General features: G+C 39.6%; 16 protein-coding genes. 11 read left to right on the top strand and 5 right to left on the bottom strand.

The features are described 5' to 3' along the window. Positions 1-321: 321 nt before the first annotated feature. Positions 322-1,887 carry an ATP-binding cassette domain-containing protein gene (locus LOC50_RS13275; RefSeq protein ID WP_036980634.1) on the bottom strand — a complete coding sequence of 522 codons (1,566 nt, stop codon included), beginning with the start codon at positions 1,885-1,887 and terminating at the stop codon, positions 322-324. Positions 1,888-1,891: 4 nt separating this feature from the next. After that, positions 1,892-3,484 (bottom strand): ATP-binding cassette domain-containing protein, encoded by a 1,593-nt coding sequence (locus LOC50_RS13280; RefSeq protein ID WP_036980635.1) that lies wholly within the window; start codon positions 3,482-3,484, stop codon positions 1,892-1,894. Positions 3,485-3,606: 122 nt separating this feature from the next. Between LOC50_RS13280 and LOC50_RS13285 the strand changes: the two genes are divergently transcribed. The 8 genes from LOC50_RS13285 (at position 3,607) to LOC50_RS13320 (ending at position 11,573) form a co-directional block, all read left to right on the top strand. Next, positions 3,607-5,694, top strand: a complete 2,088-nt coding sequence (locus LOC50_RS13285; RefSeq protein WP_250653342.1) for a TonB-dependent receptor — start codon at positions 3,607-3,609, stop codon at positions 5,692-5,694. A 102-nt stretch (positions 5,695-5,796) separates the two neighbouring features. Further along, entirely contained in the window at positions 5,797-6,474 is a 678-nt protein-coding gene (locus LOC50_RS13290) for a TetR/AcrR family transcriptional regulator (RefSeq protein WP_250653343.1), read from the top strand. 26 nt (positions 6,475-6,500) lie between these two features. Continuing rightward, the gene (locus LOC50_RS13295) at positions 6,501-7,454 is read left to right on the top strand and encodes an ABC transporter permease (RefSeq protein ID WP_036980641.1); all 954 of its coding nucleotides are present in this window, start codon (positions 6,501-6,503) and stop codon (positions 7,452-7,454) included. Beyond that, positions 7,451-8,398, top strand: coding sequence for an iron chelate uptake ABC transporter family permease subunit (locus tag LOC50_RS13300; RefSeq protein ID WP_036983342.1), 948 nt, complete (start codon positions 7,451-7,453; stop codon positions 8,396-8,398). Before LOC50_RS13295 ends, LOC50_RS13300 begins: the two co-directional genes overlap by 4 nt. After that, positions 8,395-9,168 carry an iron ABC transporter ATP-binding protein gene (locus LOC50_RS13305; RefSeq protein WP_214552282.1) on the top strand — a complete coding sequence of 258 codons (774 nt, stop codon included), beginning with the start codon at positions 8,395-8,397 and terminating at the stop codon, positions 9,166-9,168. Before LOC50_RS13300 ends, LOC50_RS13305 begins: the two co-directional genes overlap by 4 nt. Before the next feature lies 1 nt (position 9,169). Further along, positions 9,170-10,129, top strand: coding sequence for a siderophore ABC transporter substrate-binding protein (locus LOC50_RS13310; RefSeq protein ID WP_036980644.1), 960 nt, complete (start codon positions 9,170-9,172; stop codon positions 10,127-10,129). A 117-nt stretch (positions 10,130-10,246) separates the two neighbouring features. Continuing rightward, complete coding sequence (locus tag LOC50_RS13315) at positions 10,247-10,783, top strand: YaeQ family protein (RefSeq protein ID WP_250653344.1); 537 nt, start codon at positions 10,247-10,249, stop codon at positions 10,781-10,783. A 184-nt stretch (positions 10,784-10,967) separates the two neighbouring features. Next, positions 10,968-11,573 (top strand): PGAP1-like alpha/beta domain-containing protein, encoded by a 606-nt coding sequence (locus tag LOC50_RS13320; protein ID WP_010392243.1) that lies wholly within the window; start codon positions 10,968-10,970, stop codon positions 11,571-11,573. Here LOC50_RS13320 and LOC50_RS13325 read toward each other — a convergent pair. After that, positions 11,570-11,779, bottom strand: coding sequence for a hypothetical protein (locus tag LOC50_RS13325; protein WP_036980649.1), 210 nt, complete (start codon positions 11,777-11,779; stop codon positions 11,570-11,572). The two genes, LOC50_RS13320 and LOC50_RS13325, sit on opposite strands and share 4 nt — an antisense overlap. A gap of 399 nt (positions 11,780-12,178) precedes the next feature. On the opposite strand from LOC50_RS13325, the gene LOC50_RS13330 reads away from it, so the two are divergent. The 3 genes from LOC50_RS13330 (at position 12,179) to LOC50_RS13340 (ending at position 14,075) form a co-directional block, all read left to right on the top strand. Then, positions 12,179-12,652 carry a Dps family protein gene (locus LOC50_RS13330; RefSeq protein ID WP_008112861.1) on the top strand — a complete coding sequence of 158 codons (474 nt, stop codon included), beginning with the start codon at positions 12,179-12,181 and terminating at the stop codon, positions 12,650-12,652. Positions 12,653-12,732: 80 nt separating this feature from the next. Then, entirely contained in the window at positions 12,733-13,233 is a 501-nt protein-coding gene (locus LOC50_RS13335) for a transposase (protein WP_036979831.1), read from the top strand. Next, entirely contained in the window at positions 13,230-14,075 is an 846-nt protein-coding gene (locus tag LOC50_RS13340) for an IS3 family transposase (protein ID WP_250653896.1), read from the top strand. The genes LOC50_RS13335 and LOC50_RS13340 overlap by 4 nt, the downstream gene beginning before the upstream one ends. Before the next feature lie 65 nt (positions 14,076-14,140). Here the strand turns inward: LOC50_RS13340 and LOC50_RS13345 are convergent, their stop codons facing one another. Continuing rightward, complete coding sequence (locus tag LOC50_RS13345; RefSeq protein WP_250653345.1) at positions 14,141-16,213, bottom strand: S9 family peptidase; 2,073 nt, start codon at positions 16,211-16,213, stop codon at positions 14,141-14,143. A 108-nt stretch (positions 16,214-16,321) separates the two neighbouring features. Beyond that, complete coding sequence (locus LOC50_RS13350) at positions 16,322-19,453, bottom strand: efflux RND transporter permease subunit (protein WP_250653346.1); 3,132 nt, start codon at positions 19,451-19,453, stop codon at positions 16,322-16,324. Positions 19,454-19,464: the final 11 nt, after the last annotated feature.

Here is a 19,464-nt window from a genome sequence, read left to right on the forward strand (position 1 = left end):
CCTCCATGGCTCAAGAACCGCACTCAAAAAAATGAATCAAAATCCCATTAACACCAATTAGACTTGGCGACCCCTCTAAAAATAATAAAAACCAAACACAAGAGAAGATTATGAAAAACACATTTTATAGACAGCCAGTTCCTCGCTATTTTGAAACAAGTCAAAATCAATGTGCCAGCCTCTGAGCTTCTCAAGGTGTAGAGGAGTAATTAATCTATGAATCGCTCAGAACTTTTTTGCGATAAGCAGCCTGAATGACTGTGAAAAGTATATTGGACACGTTACATAACAAATAGATAACACGCCCATTAATTTAAACTTTCAATTAGCCAGCGTTATGGTTTTGTGCGCTTGCCATATCGCTGGGTTACGATGAGAAACAACAATGATTGTGCAGTCTAATTGCATTAGTTCCTTGGCAATAATAGCTTCTGTTTCGGTGTCTAACGCTGCAGTTGCTTCGTCTAAGATAAGAATAGGCGCTTTTTTTAATATTGCTTGTGCTAGGCCTATTCGTTGTTTCTCACCTCCTGATAACTGCCCGCCACCATCGACCACAGGCTGATTAATACCCAGTGGAGACTGAGATATTACGTTTGTTAACATCATTTTTTGAGCTATATTTTCTACTTCTTCATCGCTTGCAGTTGGGTTACTCATACGGATATTGCTCGCAATAGTGCCATTAAATATAACTGGCGACTGTGGCACATAAGCAAACAATGTTTCACGCTGAGTGCTGGTGATTGATGATAATGATGTGCTACCGATTTGAACACTACCACTTTGAGGTACATCAAAGCCCATTAAAAGATGGAGTAAGGTGCTTTTACCTACACCACTCTCTCCGCGGATCAATACCCTAGTACCTGATTCAATTTCCGCTGAAAAACAACTAAATGCAGGTTGATAAGTTAGTTTGTCAATTCTCATATTGTAATTATGGAGTTGTTTAGGCTGCTTATTTATTGGCTCTTGCAATTGGGGAGCTTCTAGCACATTAAAGTAACTTTTTATTGCTGAGGTATGCTCATTTACACTTAAAGCGGCTAAAGCAAGCGCCTCCATTGGAAAGGTTGCACGTAATGCCAGTAACATGACTACAAAAACATACTCCCCTGAGTAAACGCCTGCTGCCAACATATAAACCAGCACCCCTAGGCATGGTAAAGCACCTGCTACAACGGCATAAAATGTCGATTTTGCCGCAGCCTTATTGGTGCAAGCTAATGCTTTACTTTGTGCAAGCCAAGCTTCTTCAGCTCGCTTACTTGCATTGATGCAACCCGTTGCACTGCGTAGCAGTTCAATATGATCAACAAACTCTTGCCCCGCATGCTTAGATTTTTGTTCTAACCCACTACGCTGTTGATCTGATTTTAAAAGTGCCCGCTGAGAAATTAACTGTATGTACAAAGCAATCATTAATAATCCAGCCAAGATTAAAGCAACCTGGTATCCAGCAACCCAAGTCATACCTATAGTGATCACTATTGGAATTAATGGTGCATGGATAAACTGTTGTAGCTGATGGGCAGGTATCGCCATAAAACTAGGAATATGTTGACCCATTAAAGTGATTAACTTGGTTTGGTTTTGCGCCTTAAACCAACGCACTTTAATATGAGCCATGCAGTTTATTATTTCACTATAAAGCGCATCAATTAAGCTTACCGCTACATTAAAGCCTGAACGAGAGACTAAAATAGTCATTATAATGGTCACACAGCCCAGTAATAAAACTGTGTATGTAGGCCACACACCTAAAATAGCCAAGGCAATTGCTATGTAACTCAGAGATTCTAAAACAGCCACAGCCCCCCAACCGATTGTCACGGGCAGCAACACTTTAAATGCAGACTTAGTTAATATTGATGGTTTACGCATATTCTTAACCTACACCTTGATTACTTTTTAAGATAAGCTCATCATCAGCTAATAAGCTAATTTCGGGGTCATGACTCACTATGATTATGATTTTATTGTATTTTAATGCGTGTTGCTGCAATGCTTGGATAATTAGCATGGATGTTTCGTCATCTAACGCGCTAGTAGGCTCATCAAGTAGCAAAATTGCTGCTTCGCTTAAAAAAGCACGAGCTAAATTTAAGCGTTGTTTTTCACCACCGGAGAGTGCGCTCGCCTGCTGAGATAAATCGACATTAAGTTGGGCGCTCTGTAGCGCACTCAGGTATTTATTTGCAGCAGCCCTGCCACCTGTTAGAGCTAAATTATCTTGTACCGTTGCATCTAATACACTCAATCCTTGTGGCAACAACATAACCAATTTATTTAATGAGTGTTCGGTAAGATGTTTTATATTTTCAGAATTAATATAAATCCTCCCCGAATAGGCCGGTTCAAAGCCAGCTATTGCACGCAGTAAGCTTGATTTGCCAACACCGCTTTGTCCAGAAATAACAAATAGTGAACCTGATTGAGCCGATAAGTTAATACTTTGCTGGCGTAATTCATTATTAATTTGTAAGCTCAGATCACTAATAACAAGCTTGTTAGATTCAATAGGCTCACACTCTTTTTCACCAAACACCAGCGTGGGTATATTTAAAAACTCCTCAATATCTTTCGCCGCCATTTTGCCTTTATAAATGTAATCAAGCCCGTGACCTAATTTAAGTGCTGGCGCTACAATCACTAAACTAAAAAGCATTAACGGCGCAAGCGAATCAATTTCCCATTGACTGCCAATCCAGTAAACCAATGTATATGTCGCGACCGCTTGCAACATTGCCGTTGCTAGCGCCACGATGGTTGCTACTCGTTTAACTCGATTTTTCATACCGTGAGTAAAACTTGTTGTTGCGCTTTTTAAGCGAGCAAGTGGGCCAGCCGCCGCTGGAGTTGTTCGACAAACTAATACTCCTTTGCTGTACTCAGTCACACTGCCTGTTATTTGAGCCATCACATTAGTGCTCTCTTGAACCTGCTTTTTTGCTAATCTCGGAATAATAAAGAGATAACAAAGTATTGCTAACCCGCCCGGAATAAGAGCAACAAGCGCACTTATATGCGTGGTATAGAGCAATACCCCTAATGTAATAACCGGTATGATGAACAATACAGTCAATTCAGATGGTAGGTGAGCTATCATGTAATGCAAATTAGCTACATCGTCATTAATTAATTTCTTTAACTTATCACTGCGGTATTTTACCAAGCTATAAACTGGTAAAAAGCTAAGTTGGCGAGCGATATCAATGCGCAATTGGGCGGAGAACTTAGCTTCTGCATTATGGCTAAGCCATGCACTTATTCCTGCAAAAGTAGCTGCAAGCAACCAACTTATACATGCTATCAATAACCATTTATCAGCATCCCCTAAAAGTAGCTTAACCACAGATAAAAGTGCAAAAACCCCTGCTATACCACTACATACCGAGAATAAAGTGCCTATAAGCAACTCAGTTGAAATGGGCTTTACCGTGCGCTGCAACCTTTTGTACTTTGCAAATCCTAACAACATAAACAACCCAAACGATAAAGTTAAATGATAAAATTAATTATCAACACAGTGTTGATAATTAGTTCAGCAAAGAGTAATCTAAATAATAATTATTATCAACCTACCTCTTAAAGGATTAATTTGTGTCATCTTTAATACAAAAAAAGTTTTCTGTTTCACTGCTAAGATTGTTTGTATTAACTTACTCTTGCGCTGCTATTACAAACGTATACGCAGATGAGAATGAAGAGAAAAAAGAAGATATTCAGCACGTTATTATCTATGGCCAAAAATTAGCCAGAACAATGCAAGAAACCGCAAGTTCGGTACAAATCATTACAGCTGAAGAACTTAAAAAAAATGCTGACCTTACGACAATTGCTGAAATCCTGCCTGGTACTGCAAACGTTATTTATGCTGGTAATACCGATGCACCTATTATTCGAGGCAACGATACAAAAGGCCCTGTTAGTGCAGGCAACGCCTACCTTTCAAAGCCTATTCCGAGTGCAACTATCAGCGTAGATGGCCGGTACTTAACAGCCAGTGAGCTCGACTTAGGGGCTGCAGGCTTATGGGATGCAGCTTCGGTTGAAGTATTTAGAGGCCCACAAACAACAAACCAAGGTGCAAACAGCATTGCTGGTGCTGTGGTAATTCGTACTAATGAGCCTACTTTTACACCTGAAATTGCAGCGCAAGCTTTGCTTGGGAGTCGTAATAAACATAGAATTTCCGCTTTAGTATCAGGGCCTTTAAGTGAAGATTTTGCTGCCCGTATCGCCATAGATTACAGCGCTAGAGATACATTTGTGACCTACACTAACCCAAATTTTACTGCACATGACTTCGATCTCGACTGGCAGAACAAAGATTTGCGCGCAAAGCTTTTATGGCAACCAAGCAATATTGACGGTTTAACCAGTAAGATCACCTACGCTTATAACGAAACCCACAGACCTAGAAGTGAAGTAGTTACTGAACCCTATGACAATCTTGAAAACGCCTCTATTTTTCAAGATAACCAAACAAGTAGTAACCATGCAGGCATTTGGGATATTGAATATTTTTTTGATGAAGGCATCTCATTGGTTAATCAACTGCAATATTCAGAGGGTGATTTCGATTACTTATTTGCCGAACCTTTTTCAGGTGATGCTGAGCGCACAAATAAAAACGTTTCGAACGAGTTACGTTTAACATTTGATGATAAAAACAAAGATTTTCAAGGAGTCACAGGGCTATTTTATTGGCAAGATAAAACTAAAAATACGTTTAATAATGTTTTAGGTAATGCAGATGCCGACCTTGAACACCAAAGTATCGCCGCATTTGGGGAGTTAATTTGGCAATTCGCCAACCAGTGGGAACTCACTGGCGGGCTACGCTATCAAGAAGATACGATTAGTCATGACGGTCTAGCGAGCTATGTGCCTGAACGACATGAGTATAAAGAAACATTTAATGTTTTGCTGCCTAAATTGTCTTTGGCTTATAAAGTAAGTGATGAAATAAATATTGGCGCATTAATAAATAAAGGATACATACCAGGCGGCACGGGGATTAACTTTCGTGGTGGCGAATATTATACCTTTGATGAAGAGTATGCTTGGAATTACGAGCTATTTACTCGTATGTCATTTCTTGAACAACGTTTTACCATAGATGCCAACGTATTTTATACCCAATTTAAAGACTCACAACGCGCCGTGACTGACTACTTAGATGGTCGTGCATTTGGTTCGATAATTGTCAACGCCGATAAAGCGACAAGTTGCGGAGTAGAGTTAAACGCGGCTTATTCTGCCAATGAGCAACTCTCATTGTATGGCGGTTTAGGTTTATTAGAGACTGATATTAGTGAGTTTAACGATTATAGAGGGGAGTCATTTGTCGGTAATGAATTTAGTAAGGCTCCTGGCTATATGTTTAATTTAGGTACTGAATATAAAGTCACAGAAGCGTGGTCGCTGGATATCAATATGCGTTATACCGATTCATATTATTCATCTGACACCAATGACCCTGAACTACGCGTCAACTCTTACACTGTAGTGAACTTCAACACTGCATATCAATTTAATGAGAATCTATCTGGGTTTATTTATGTAAAAAATGCATTAGACAAGCATGCTCCACTTAGAAAGAATTTTGATAGAAGTACAAATGGTGAAGCCGCCTATTTACTAGAGCCAAGGGAGCTTGGCGCTGGTATTAGGCTCTCACTCTAACTAAAAGCATTATCGCGTAATGTTGCTGTATTAAATGAAAAACATTTTACCAAACAGCGGTAATGGTTAAGATGTATTTTTTAAATATAGGAGCTCTGGCACATGACAGAAAAACGAGTTAACAACAATACGCGACAGCGCGGTAGACCAAGCCGAATTAGTCGCGAAAGCATTGCTCGAGTGGCCCTCGATATAGGTATACAAGATGCCACTTTAGTGAACATAGCTAAAGCATTACAAGTGGATCGCTCTTCACTTTATCATCATGTCAAAAGCCGCAAAGATGTGGTGAGCTTAGCCACGGAGATTGCTGTTCAAGAGCTAAACTGGGAGGCTCAAGAAGATGCAACTTGGCGCGAAGAGCTAATAATTTTAACGGATGCTCTTTGGCAACTTTATAAACAAAACCCAGGCTTAGCCGAAGCTGTACAGCAAGCTTTAGTAACACCAATAGAGGGTATCCATGGCTTTGCTGAGTCAGTTGCTAGGTTACAACAAAAAGGGTTTGCTCTTGATGATGCTGTAATCGCAGTTGATATGCTCGTTGATATGGTTTGCGACTGTTTTTTAGGCTGGTGGTCAAATAACAAGCCAGACAGTAAAGGGAAGCCACGCAGTGAACGATTAATTAAGCTATGGCAAGAACAAGCCAAAGATCATCATCATGCGGAACAAATTAATGCCATGGTTGCCATTATGCAAGCAGGCCAACGACTGTGGTGGGAGCGTAAGCGCGATCTTGTATTAGATGCAATAGCGCTCAGGCTTTCCCCGTCATAACAAATAGCGCATCAAACAATTAAATTATGCCACTGAAATCATCATTATTAATTATTATAAGTACACTATTAATCGCTTTATGTTCATTATTTTTAGGGGTTTCAAAGCTACCTATTACAGCTCTTTTCCAAGGTTCTGAAGAAGCGTGGTTTACCCTAACAACTAGTCGAGTTCCTCGTTTAGTTGCACTTGTCCTTGCTGGAGCGGGGTTAGCAATATGTGGGGTAATCTTACAACAAGTTGTGCAAAACCGATTTGCCGAACCTGCAACAACAGGTGGTCTAGATGCTGCAAAACTCGGAATGCTTATTGCCGCGATCCATTTTCCTAATACTGGAGCGCTAGGAAAGTCTTTAGCAGCCTTTATTTTTTGTTTATTTTGCTGCGGTTTGTTTGTCTTGTTGCTACGTCGTATCAAGCTAAAAAGCAGTGTATTGATCCCAATCATTGGCTTAATGTATGCCAGTGTATTAAGTGCCATAGCCAATTTTTACGCCTATCAAAATAACCTAATGCAAAATATGCAGGCGTGGTTATTGGGTGATTTCTCGAAGATAGTGCAAGGGAACTATGAAACTTTATTTTTTATTCTTCCCATCGTGGTACTGACTTACTTTTTTGCACAACGCTTTATTATTATTGGTATGGGGGAAAGCGTAGCGATAAGTTTAGGGTTAAACTATTTCTCTATAGTGGCTGTGGCTTTAGTGATTATATCGTTATGTGTCGCCGCAATTATGATTACTGTAGGCAGTTTACCATTTATAGGGCTTGTGATCCCCAACTTGGTCGCAATGTATTTTGGCGACAATATAAAAAAGACATTACCTATTAATGCATTATGTGGGTCAACATTCTTAATTATATGCGATATTTTCAGCCGTTCTTTAATCTACCCATTTGAAATTCCTATTGGTTTAACTGCTGGTTGCCTAGGCGGTTTTTTATTTTTGCTCATTTTATGGCGGCAAAAAAAATGAAAAAACTCATCCTATTTGGCTTTTATTTAAGTTTTACGCTACTTATTGGTTTTTTTCTTTTTTGGCAATCCGACTTTAACTTTCAGTATATTATTTCAAATAGACTTATACGCTTAGGTGCAATCATCATCGGTGGTGTATGCGTCGCATTTAGCGCTATTTGCTTTCAAACAATTTGTGGTAATCGTATTATTACGCCAGCAATTATGGGTTACGAAGCCATCTATCTGTGCTTTCAAGCAACGCTAATTTTGATATTTGGTACTGCAAGTCAAATTGTGATTGGCGCTTATAGCAACTTCTTTTTAAGTATAGTTGTAATGCTAATTTACTCATTTGCACTACAACAATTGCTTTTTAAAAATGGTCAAAAGAATGTCTACTTCCTGCTACTTTCAGGCCTTATAATTACCTTAGTTATCAGCAGTATTACACAACTTATTCACTATAGTATTAGTCCTGGTGAATTCGCTATTTTCCAAGGCTTTAGTCTAACGTCTTTCAATCGCGTTGAGTTACTACAACTTATTGTGGCCTTTGTTATTACAGCGACAGTTGTATTATGCTTGCAAAAGCAACATCGCCGGTTTGATATTCTTTTACTTGGCCAAGACCAGGCTCAATCTCTTGGCATCAATACCCATCATTTTATTAAATTAAATTTAGCGCTGATTGCTATATTAGTTGCTGTTTCTACAAGCTTATTAGGCCCCACAGCCTTTATGGGGATTTTTGTTGCCAACTTAGCCTATTCACTCGTTAAAGTAACTCGCCATTGGTGCATATTAAAAGTCGCTAGCATAATTGCAATAACCGCGTTCTTAATTGCGCAGGTTTTAGTGGAACATGTATTTAATTACCGCTTAACGGCAGGTATTTTGGTTAATTTATTTTGTGCTGCTTACTTTTTAGTTTTGATTATACGCCCAAGGAATCATCTATGATAACTGTTACAAACTTGTCGTATTCATATCAAAATACGCGCGTACTTAAAGATATTAATGCATGTTTTCCTGAGCAAAAATTAACATCTTTAATCGGGCCAAATGGCGCAGGAAAGAGCACTTTACTTATGTCTATTGGCCGCCTGTTAGGGGGTGATAAAAAGTGCATCACATTGAATCATAGACCTATCAGTGAAATCCCCACTAAAGAACTCGCATTAAAGATAGCAACATTAAGACAAACCACGAATATTGATTTACGGATCACAGTACGCGAACTCGTTGCATTTGGTCGATTTCCTCATAACCGAGGGAAATTAACAACATTGGATAATGAGGCAATTGATCACGCGTTAGCATTTTTATCAATTTCGCAATTAGAAAACACTTTTATTGATGAGCTTAGTGGAGGACAAAGACAGTTATGCTTCCTTGCTATGACAATTGCGCAACAAACCCCCTACTTGTTACTCGACGAACCTTTAAACAATTTAGATATGAAGCACGCATCCCACATAATGAATGCGTTAAGGCGCCTTTGTGATGAGCAAAAGCGCACTATTATTTTAGTTGTACATGATATTAACTTTGCCGCTAATTACTCAGATCACCTTGTCGCATTAAAAAAAGGTTCGGTACACAGTAGTGGCACTGTAGAGCAAGTCGTTACCCAAAAAAACCTTCAAGATTTATATGAATTTAACATTGAGATCATTCCCAGCTCTCACGGCCCAATTTGTAACTATTTTCACTCGACAGGAATCGCATAAAATGAATAACGCTTTACCAACAAGTATATTTATCATCTTATTCTTACTTACTGGCTGCGAACCCAATACGGGTGCAAACATGGCTAAAGAGAGACCTTCAGCTGAAGCCATGACTTTAAATCATTCATTGGGGGAAACAATAATACAAAGCACGCCTAAAAGGGTTATAGCATTAGATATGAATGCTGTAGATACTCTCAACCAATTAAACATACCCGTAATAGGAATTCCAAAAGACTTTATTCCACATTTTTTACCATCATATAAGAACAATCCAAACGTTCGAGATCTCGGGGCAATTATACAACCAAACTTAGAACGCGTTTATTCTTTAAACCCTGATTTAATTCTCATTTCATCGCTGCAAGCCTCTCATTACAAAGCACTGAGTGAACTTGCGCCAACCTATTATTTCGATATTAATTATCAAAATAGTGGCGCTGACCATGTTGAAAAAATAAATACTTATATGCTCAACTTAGGACGTATTTTTAACAAGCAAGAATTAGCGCAAGAAAAGGTGGCAACTTTAAACGCAAAGTTAAAAGGTACTAAGCAATTAATAACTGATCGCCCAGAGTCGGCGATGATTGTATTACATAATAACGGTACGTTACGCTATTTTGGGGTGCAATCTCGATATGGCTTTATTTATAATGGGCTAGGTGTTAAACCCGCAAGTCAAGAAACGGCAACAAGTGCGCATGGCCAACCTATATCCCATGAATTTATGTATAAATATAACCCTGATATCATTTACGTTATTGACCGTACAGCAGTGATGGAAAATAAGGCCGCTGTTAATTTAAACGATTTAAATAACCCCTTACTCAAGAAGACCAATGCATGGAAAAATAACCGCGTTCGTATTGTTGACTCCGAAGCGTGGTATATAACGGGTGCTAGCTATAGCTCATTAATGATAATGCTAGACGATATTGCACAAGGTTACGTAAATTAAAAATTCAGTTCTTGTTGCGGTCATATACCTAAACCATCTTAAACTCTGAGTTCTGTATCTTGAGGTGGTTTGGGTATTAATGCGCTATACTGGCGCAAATTTTTCAGATTAGATATTATGGCTCTCAAATCTACCATTATTAAAGCGCAACTATCGCTTAGCGATATGGACCGTCACGTATACCAAGACTTTAATTTAACCTTGGCACAACACCCATCAGAAACTGAGCAGCGCTTGATGATTCGCTTACTAGCGTTTGCACTTAATAGCTGTGATGGATTAGAGTTTACTAAAGGTTTATGTGCTGATGATGAGCCGGAGCTTTGGCATATTAATTACAGCGAAGAAATAGAGCTTTGGATTGAGCTAGGGCTGCCTGATGAAAAGCGCCTTAAAAAAGCTTGTAATAAATCTAAAAAAGTAGTGCTTTATACTTACGGTGAGAATAACCAAGCTATTTGGTGGCAAAAGCATCAGCCTAAATTATACGAGTTTAAAAACTTAAGCATTTTTAGCCTTGATTATGCTGCTACTCAGTTATTAGCTGCGTTGGTTGATCGTAATATTAAATTGGCCATTACCATTCAAGATGGTGAAGTATGGGTTAATACCGACACCACGAATATTGAGATAAAACCTCAGCAATTAATGTAATTAGAATAGGTTATACCAATTGCATTAAATTAGTTATCCATTATAGCGACAAAGAAATAAGTCGATAACAAGGCGAAAATGATGACATATAGTTGCTCTATATAAATAATTTTTAACGCAGGTAGCGGATTATTTAATACGCTAGAATGATCATGTTTTTAATAAAATTGGTATTTGGGGGCGTATGAAAGTTAAACGCGTTATTGTTTTACATGGCTTGTATATGTCTGGCTTGGTTATGCGCCCATTGTGCTCACGCTTGGAAGAGTCGGGGGTTAAAGTTTTAAACTTAACCTACAATACTCGAGACCCTAATCGAGATGCTATTTTTACGCAAATAGATGAGTTTATTAGCAATGAGCCTTCTGCTTTAGTGTGTCACTCTATGGGGGGCTTAGTTGCTCGCGCCTATTTAGAGGCAAACTCAGCGCCAAGTCATCATGTTGAAAAGGTAATCACCTTAGGTACGCCACATACTGGCAGCCATATTGCTGAAAAAATGCAGCAAAAAGGGTTCGAGCTATTATTAAAAAATAGTGTTGAGTTTTTACTTTCTAAGAATGGTGATTGGCCTTTTAAAGCCAAGCTATATAGCATTGCCGGCGACTTACCGATTGGCTTAATGCCACTCATTGTAAAAGGCAGCCGCTCTGATGGCACCGTACTGCTGGATGAAACCAAACTTAAAGGTATGGCTGAACACAAGGTGTTTCATTTAAGCCATACCAGTATGATTTACTCTCGCCAAGTCGTTAATTATATTCTTGAACGCTTGAACGAGGACATTTAGTCCTCGGCTGCAGCGGCCACTTTATAGCTGATCAAAAATATAATACCCAACACCAGCGGCATAGGTGCAGCGATATAACCAAAGGTATCAGAGTTTGCAAAACTCGCACCCGCTAAGTGCGCAACTAATCCAATAACAAACGCGACCAAAGCAATACCAATAACGATGAGTTCAGCTTTATTCTCTTTACGTGTTTTAGCTTCCATTATTTCTCTCCGCATATAATCAAGTAGCCCCTTAACTCAATAAAGTGCTCTCTATCAAGTTGGGTTATAGTGATTATGCGCTTTACTTATGCGCATTTTTTGACCTAAATCAATAAATAAAATAAGTGTGCGCTGCGCCTGTCAAAAGCTTGTTTTAGATCATGTTTTATACTTAATAAAGCACTAATTTTACTGCTCAAGGTAGTATTTTTATAAACACAACCCATATCTATTAAACAGCGCTAGCTAACTTATTTAAAAAGTCGAGCTACGGTGATAGCTTTTAGCTATGACACCAATATGTATAAACAATTTTATTAATACACCATCTTAGGTAATAATGACTGTATTGAACAAGGTGTAAACAAATTCATAAAACGGTTCTTTAAGGAGCAAGGTATGTCGCAAGTAAATGCAATTGGTTTAAACAGTACAAAAAGTGAAGATATTATTAAGTCACTGAATACGCTTTTAAGCAGCTATCAAATTCAATATATGAATGCGCGCGGTTTTCACTGGAATATTAAAGGCCGAAACTTTTTTGAATTACATTTAAAGTTTGAAGAAATTTATAACTTACTACTATTAAAAGTAGATGAAATCGCAGAACGTATTTTAACGCTTGATGGTGCACCGCTACATGCGTTTTCAGATTACTTAGAAGTAAGTGAAATTAAAGAAGCAAAAGGGATCAGCGATGGCGTAACCGCAGTAGAGAACTTACTCGCCGGATACAGCAGCTTAATTAAAATGCAGCGCGATATTCTTGCACAAGCCGCTGAAGCGGATGATGAAGGTACCGCGTCACTAATGAGTGACTACATTAAAGAGCAAGAAAAACTAGTGTGGATGTTAAAAGCCTACCTAGATTAAGTTATTTTAAAAAATAAAAAGCCTCAGTTATTTGAAGTGACCCCCAATAGTTGGACATTCCAATTACTGGGGGTCTTTTTATGTCCAAACATCATCGAGCTTTTAAGCTCAAAATAGCAGAGCTCGCTTTGTCTGAAAGCTCTTCGACAGTAAGCAACAGATTTAATGTTACAGATAGGCAGGTCCGATATTGGACCGCTATTTATCGAATTCATGGCGCTGAAAGCTTCAGGTCTGTTCACAAACCTTATTCTCAAGCATTTAAGGTAGAAGTGTTAAAAACGATGACAGCAAACAGTTGGTCACTCGGTTATACCAGTGCTTTTTTCGATTTATCGTCCCCTGGCATTCTTTTTCAATGGCAAAAGCTTTATGCTCGTGATGGTATATCACGTCTCAAACCACAAATAAAAGGTAGGCCAGTCATGACTAATAATTCTTCTTCATCAAAACCAGTAGAGCAAATGACTGAGGAGGAGTTACGAGAAGAATTAGCATACTTACGAGCAGAGAATGATGTGCTAAAAAAGTTAGAAGCCTTGGCTCAAGCCAGAAAGAAAAAAGCAAAGACAAGACGATAGTCGTCGAAGAGTTCAAGGCAAAACATAGCTTACGACACCTTTTAAAGGCTACAGGGCTGCCAAAGAGTGTTTACTATTATCATCGCACTACTTGTAAGCAACCCTGTGCAAGCAATGATTTACTGGTAAAAATACGTGATATCTATCACGCGCATAAAGGACGATATGGCTATCGCAGAATTACGAGTGCTCTGAGAACAATGGGGGTACTTGTTAATCATAAGCGCGTTCAACGGCTGATGAATGAGTTAGGCCTCAAGTCAAAAGTAAGGCCTAAGCGTTATAAATCCTATAAAGGTGAAGTGGGTAAAATCGCAGAAAATACGCTTAACCGTGAGTTTAGTGCGCAGAAGCCAAATCAAAAATGGGTGACGGATGTGACAGAGTTTAAAGTGAATAATGAGAAGGTATATCTATCGCCTATGATTGACCTATTCAACCAAGAGGTAATCAGTTACGAAGTCAGAAAATCCGTTGCACTCCCTTTGGTAACTGACATGCTTAAAACAGCAACTGCTAGGTTGAAGCCAAATGAAAAGCCAGTTGTACACTCAGATCAAGGGTGGCAATATCAAAACAAACAATATCAAAATCATCTCAAGGAAAAAGGGTTGCAACAAAGTATGTCTAGAAAAGGAAATTGTTTAGATAATGCGGTTGCTGAGAACTTCTTCGGCATATTGAAGAGTGAGATGTACCACAACGAAACGTTTAAAGACGTGAATGAGCTTATTGAAAACATCAAAGAATATATCGACTATTACAACAACGAGCGTATTAAGCTGAAACTAAAAGGCCTGAGTCCGATACAGTATCGAAATCAGGCCTTGGCAGCCGCTTAAAAATGAGTCCAACTTTATGGGGTCACTTCAATTACTGAGGCTTTTTTGTAACAATCATTTACGGGCTATGACAAAGCGATAAAAAAGGCCATTTCTAGGGCTTTTTCTTCTAAACTCTTAAAGCGACCCGATGCCCCACCATGCCCTGCATCCATGTCGGTTTTAAACACTAAAATATTATCATCGGTTTTATATTCACGCATTTTAGCCACCCATTTCATTGGTTCCCAATACTGTACTTGTGAGTCGTGCAAACCGGTTGTCACCAATATATTGGGGTAGTGTTGCGCACTAATATTGTCGTACGGTGAATACGCTTCAATAATGTCGTAAAAATGGGGGTCATTTGGGTTACCCCACTCATCATACTCATTTGTTGTAAGCGGAATACTTTCATCTAACATGGTGGTGAGCACATCTAAAAATGGCACATGGCAGCCCACTCCACAGTAAAGCTCAGGCGCTTGATTTACCACAGCTCCCATTAATAACCCCCCAGCACTGCCACCCGAGGCAAATACTTTACTTTTGTTGCCGTATCCTTGCTCAGTGAGCGCTTTGGTTACATCTATAAAGTCATTAAAGCTATTTTGTTTATGCTGTTTTTTACCATGTTCGTACCATGAACGCCCTAGCATTTCGCTACCACGCACATGCGCAATCGCATAAACAAAGCCACGGTCGAGTAAGCTAAGTGACGTACTCGAAAAGCTAGGATCAATGGTGATCCCATACGCGCCATAACCATATTGAAACAACGGATTTGAGCCATCTTTGTTAAAGCTATCTTTACGATATACCAACGACACCGGCACTTTTACTCCATCTCGAGCGCTTATCATGAGTCGCTCTGACTGGTAGTCATTTGCGTTAAAATCACCAAGTACTTTTTGTTGTTTAAGTAAGGTTTTTTCACCGGTGGTTAAATCAACATTATAAAGCGAGCCTGGCGTTGTTAAGCTTGAATAGTAAATGCGTGCATGGGTTACACTTGGCTCTGGGTTCATCGCAATAGCGGCGTAGTAACAAGGATCATCAAACTCAAGGTTCATTCGCTCGGCGTTTTTATTAACCACAACAAAGCGTGCTTGGCCTTGTTCGCGCTCGCTAAGCACTAAAAAGTCGTTAAATAGTTCAACGCCTTCTAATAATACAGTTTCACGATGAGGGGTATGTGTTTGCCACTGGTTTTTATCAGCAATGGTGTCGCTTGTTGCGGTCATTAATCTAAAGTTTTTGGCCTGCCAGTTAGTCACTATATAAAAAGTATCACCAAGCTTATCGATATCAAATTCATGCCCCTCTTCGCGCGGCATTAAAGCGGTAAACTCACCTTGCGGTTGATTGGCATCAAGCACCCACATGTCGTTAGTTTCTGTGCTCGCCAAATCAATAATAATGAAGCTTTCATCACGACTTTTACCCAACCCCATAAAAAAGCTGCTGTCTTGCTCTTCGTATACCAGCACATCTTGGTGTTGCTCAGTCCCTAGTTCATGTCTAAAAACTTGATAACCCAATAAGGTTTTTAAATCCTTTTTTACATAAAATACGGTTTTATTGTCGTTCGCCCAAACCACTTGCCCCTCGGTAATCTCAAGTACATCGTCGAGCATTGTATTACTGCTTAAATCTTTAAACCGTACTGTGTATATCCGTCTGCCATCGGTATCTTCAGAGTAAGCCATTAATTGCTCGTTGGGGCTCAGCGCCACTTCCCCTAACTCATAAAACTCATAGCCATTGGCAAGTTCATTAACATCAAGTAGTAGCTCTTTATCAGCCATTGCCATACTGCTGCTGCGATAATGACGCGCATATTCATCATCTCCGCGAACCTCTGAGTGATACCAATACAGGCCATCTTTTACCGGTACAGTGTTATCATCTTTTACAATACGGCCTTTGAGTTCCTCAAATAATGTATTTTGTAGTGGCTTAATGGCAGCTAATTGCTCATCACAATAAGCGTTTTCTTGTGCTAAATGCGCGAGTATTTCGGCACTTTTTCGTTCATCATCGCGCATCCAATAATAATCATCACTGCGTGTTTTTGCGTGAGTAGTCAGCGCATGAGGTTGCTTTTTAGCAATAGGAAAATTAGGCAATAAGCTTAAAGAATAATCAGAAGAAGACACAAAAAAACCGTTTAAAAAATAACAATGGCGGTCAGTTTATCATAAAAATAAAAAAGCCAACCGCTTTATAAAAGGTTGGCTTTTTTCAGCTACATGATCTGGGTGATGTTAACTTACGCTCGCTTTTTTACTTGCGAACGGGCGCTTAAATAGCGCGCCTATGTCGGTTAAAATAATATATAAACACGGCACCAAAATAAGGGTGATCAGTGTTGCAAACATAACCGCAAAGCCCAGAGCTACCGCCATAGGTGTTACAAATTTGGCTTGTAAACTGGTTTCAAACATAATCGGCAATACCCCTGCAAAGGTCGTAATTGAGGTAAGTAATATGGGTCTAAAGCGTGCACAGCCTGCTTCAATAACCGCATCTTTTATACTGATACCAGCTCGACGCGCCTGATTAATAAAATCAGTCATCACCAAAGAGTCGTTAATAACCACCCCTGCAGCAGCAATTAAACCAAAACCCGACATTAAACTAATATCTAAACCAAACCAAAAATGACCCCATATTGCCCCCGTTAAACTAAATGGAATAACCGACATTACAATGAGAGGTTGTGAGTAACTTTTTAACGGCACGGCAAGTAATATATAAACTAAAATCATACCGCCAGCAAAAAATAACAATTGCTCATTAGCTTGCGCCTGTTGTTCTTCAATTGCGCCACCTAGTTCTGACTTAACACTTGGGTATTCGTCCAACAGTTTTGGTAGTAGGTTTTCTTTTACTTGCTTAACCACCTCGCCTGGCTCAATCACTTCCTCATCAATATTGCCATACACATAAACAGTGCGATAACCGCCTTCACGACGAATATAACTAATACCAGGGGTTTCGGTTAGCTCAACTACATCACCTAGCAATACATCTTTGCCTTGTGGCGTAGTGATAACCGCGTGTTTAAGCGATGAAAACGCTTCGCGAGTAAGCTTAGGGTAACGTACCATCACCCGTACTTCTTCACCGCGGCGAATAACACGTTGCGCCTCGCCACCATAAAAGCTCGCGCCTACTTGATTTGCAATTGAGGCCAAATCTAACCCTAAGTCAAAGGCGACTGGTTTTAAGCTCATTTGTACTTCTTTGCTAGCAGGGTCAATGGTAGAGCTTATATCAAATAAGCCTTCTTGCTGCTGCAATAACCCAATAAAGCGACGCCCTGCTTCATTCAATGTATCGATATCAGAGCCATACAGTAAGTAACCAAACTCACCGTTACCGCCGCCACCTCCACCGCCAACGTCATCCTGAATAGTTAGTGATTTAACACCCGCGATATTAGGCATCGCTTCACGCCAGCGGCGCGAAAGCTCAAAGGCATTATAAGGGCGTAAATCTTCATCAACCAATGGCGCTAATAGTTGCGCCTCTGTACGACCTTGGTTAAATACCAATACATCGCGAATCATCTTTTGCCCTTCTTCGCGCTCGGTTTGCTTATCTATTTCAAGCACCATGGCTTCGATTTGACGAATAGCATTAATGGTTTGGATGTCTGATACATTATCATTCATTTCAACATTAATTTGCGGGAAGTCATGCGGCACTTTAGGCGATGGGATCATTCTCACCTGGTTTGACGATATTAACGCAAAGGTGAAAATTAGTAGCGCAATAAAACTAAACAGCACCGTCCAACGCCACTTTATACAATTAACAATAAACTGCCTATACGGCCCATTCACAAAGCCAAAAAAGCGCTTATTAAAGCGTGCTCGCCAACCGTCAGGGTTAATAGGTGAAAAGTGAGTATGCGCAATGTGTGCCGGTAATATCAGCTTAGATTCAATCAAGCTAAATATTAAACATAAAATCACCACCACTGAAATACCTATAAAAAAGGAACTTTCAGGGCCGCTTGAAAGCGTAAACGGCGCAAATACCGCAATGGTTGTTAGTACACCAAAGGTGGCAGGGGTTGCCACTCGTTTAGCGCCATTAACCACATTAACAACACCGCCGCCTTTTTTTTCTATTTCGGTGTAGGCACTTTCACCTATGACAATGGCATCGTCCACCACAATCCCCAGCACCATAATAAAGGCAAATAAAGACACAATATTAATTGTGATACCAAATAACGGCATCAGCATCATCGCACCTAAAAAGCACACTGGTAAACCAATCATTACCCACAGGGCGAGCTTAAAACGTAAAAATAATGAAAGCATAATAGCGACTAAAATAGCCCCTTGAAACAAGTTAGCTTTCATCATATCTAAGCGTGCATTAAGGTAGTATGTCATGTCCATTAATGGCTCTAAACGCACACCCAATGGCAGCTCTTTATTTTTTTGGTCCATGTAGGCTTTAACAGAATCGGCCACCGGAATAATGTTTTGATCTTCGGTGGCTTTAACCGATAAATAAACCGCATTTTCGCCATTAAATTTAAAGTAACGCTCACCTTCAACAAACTGATCTTTAATAATCGCAATATCTTGTAGCAACACTTTGGCACCATTGGCGCCAATTTTTACCGGAATTTGCCTAAACTCTTCACCAGAATAAAACTGATTTTCTACTCGAACCGAAATAACACCCGCATCAGTTTTTAATTGTCCGGCTGAAAAGTTAGCCGAATAACGACGTACCGCGTTCGCTACATCCGATAAGGTTAAATTATATTGGCGCAGTGTGTCGGGCTCTATTTCTATGGCAATTTCATCCAGTGGCACATCGTTTACCACCAAAGAGACATTCGATAACTGCAAGAGTTCATCTTCAACCTGATTTGCGATTGGCTTAAGCTCATTTAGCGGTAGGTCGGCAACGAGCGTCATACCAATTACATCTTGGCGAAACTCTATTTGACTAATGGTAACCGGCTCCATTCCTGCAGGGAAAGTCGCGATACCATCTACTCGCAGTTTTACCTTATCGAGAACGTCGGTAAGCTCTGCGTCAGTATTAATTTCAAGGCTGGCAGAACCCCCATTACGAAAAGCGCGATATACCCCTTTTTTTATCTCAGTTATATCTTTTAGCGATTCTTCAATTTTTATTAAGATACTTTCTTCAATTTCTTGTGGCGACGCCCCTGGGTAGTTTGCATTTACAGTAATATAGTTAACTTCTATATTAGGGAACATTTGTCGCTGAATGGTAAAGTAGCTTATAAGCCCCATTACAATAATAAAAAACATCATTAAATTGGCAGCAACAGAGTTGTTAGCAAAATAAGCAATTAACCCTGTTTGTTTGGTTGTATTGGGCTGTTCTGTGTTATTCATAACTCACCCTA

Source organism: Pseudoalteromonas sp. SCSIO 43095, assembly GCF_023650455.1.
Lineage (GTDB): Bacteria > Pseudomonadota > Gammaproteobacteria > Enterobacterales > Alteromonadaceae > Pseudoalteromonas > Pseudoalteromonas tetraodonis.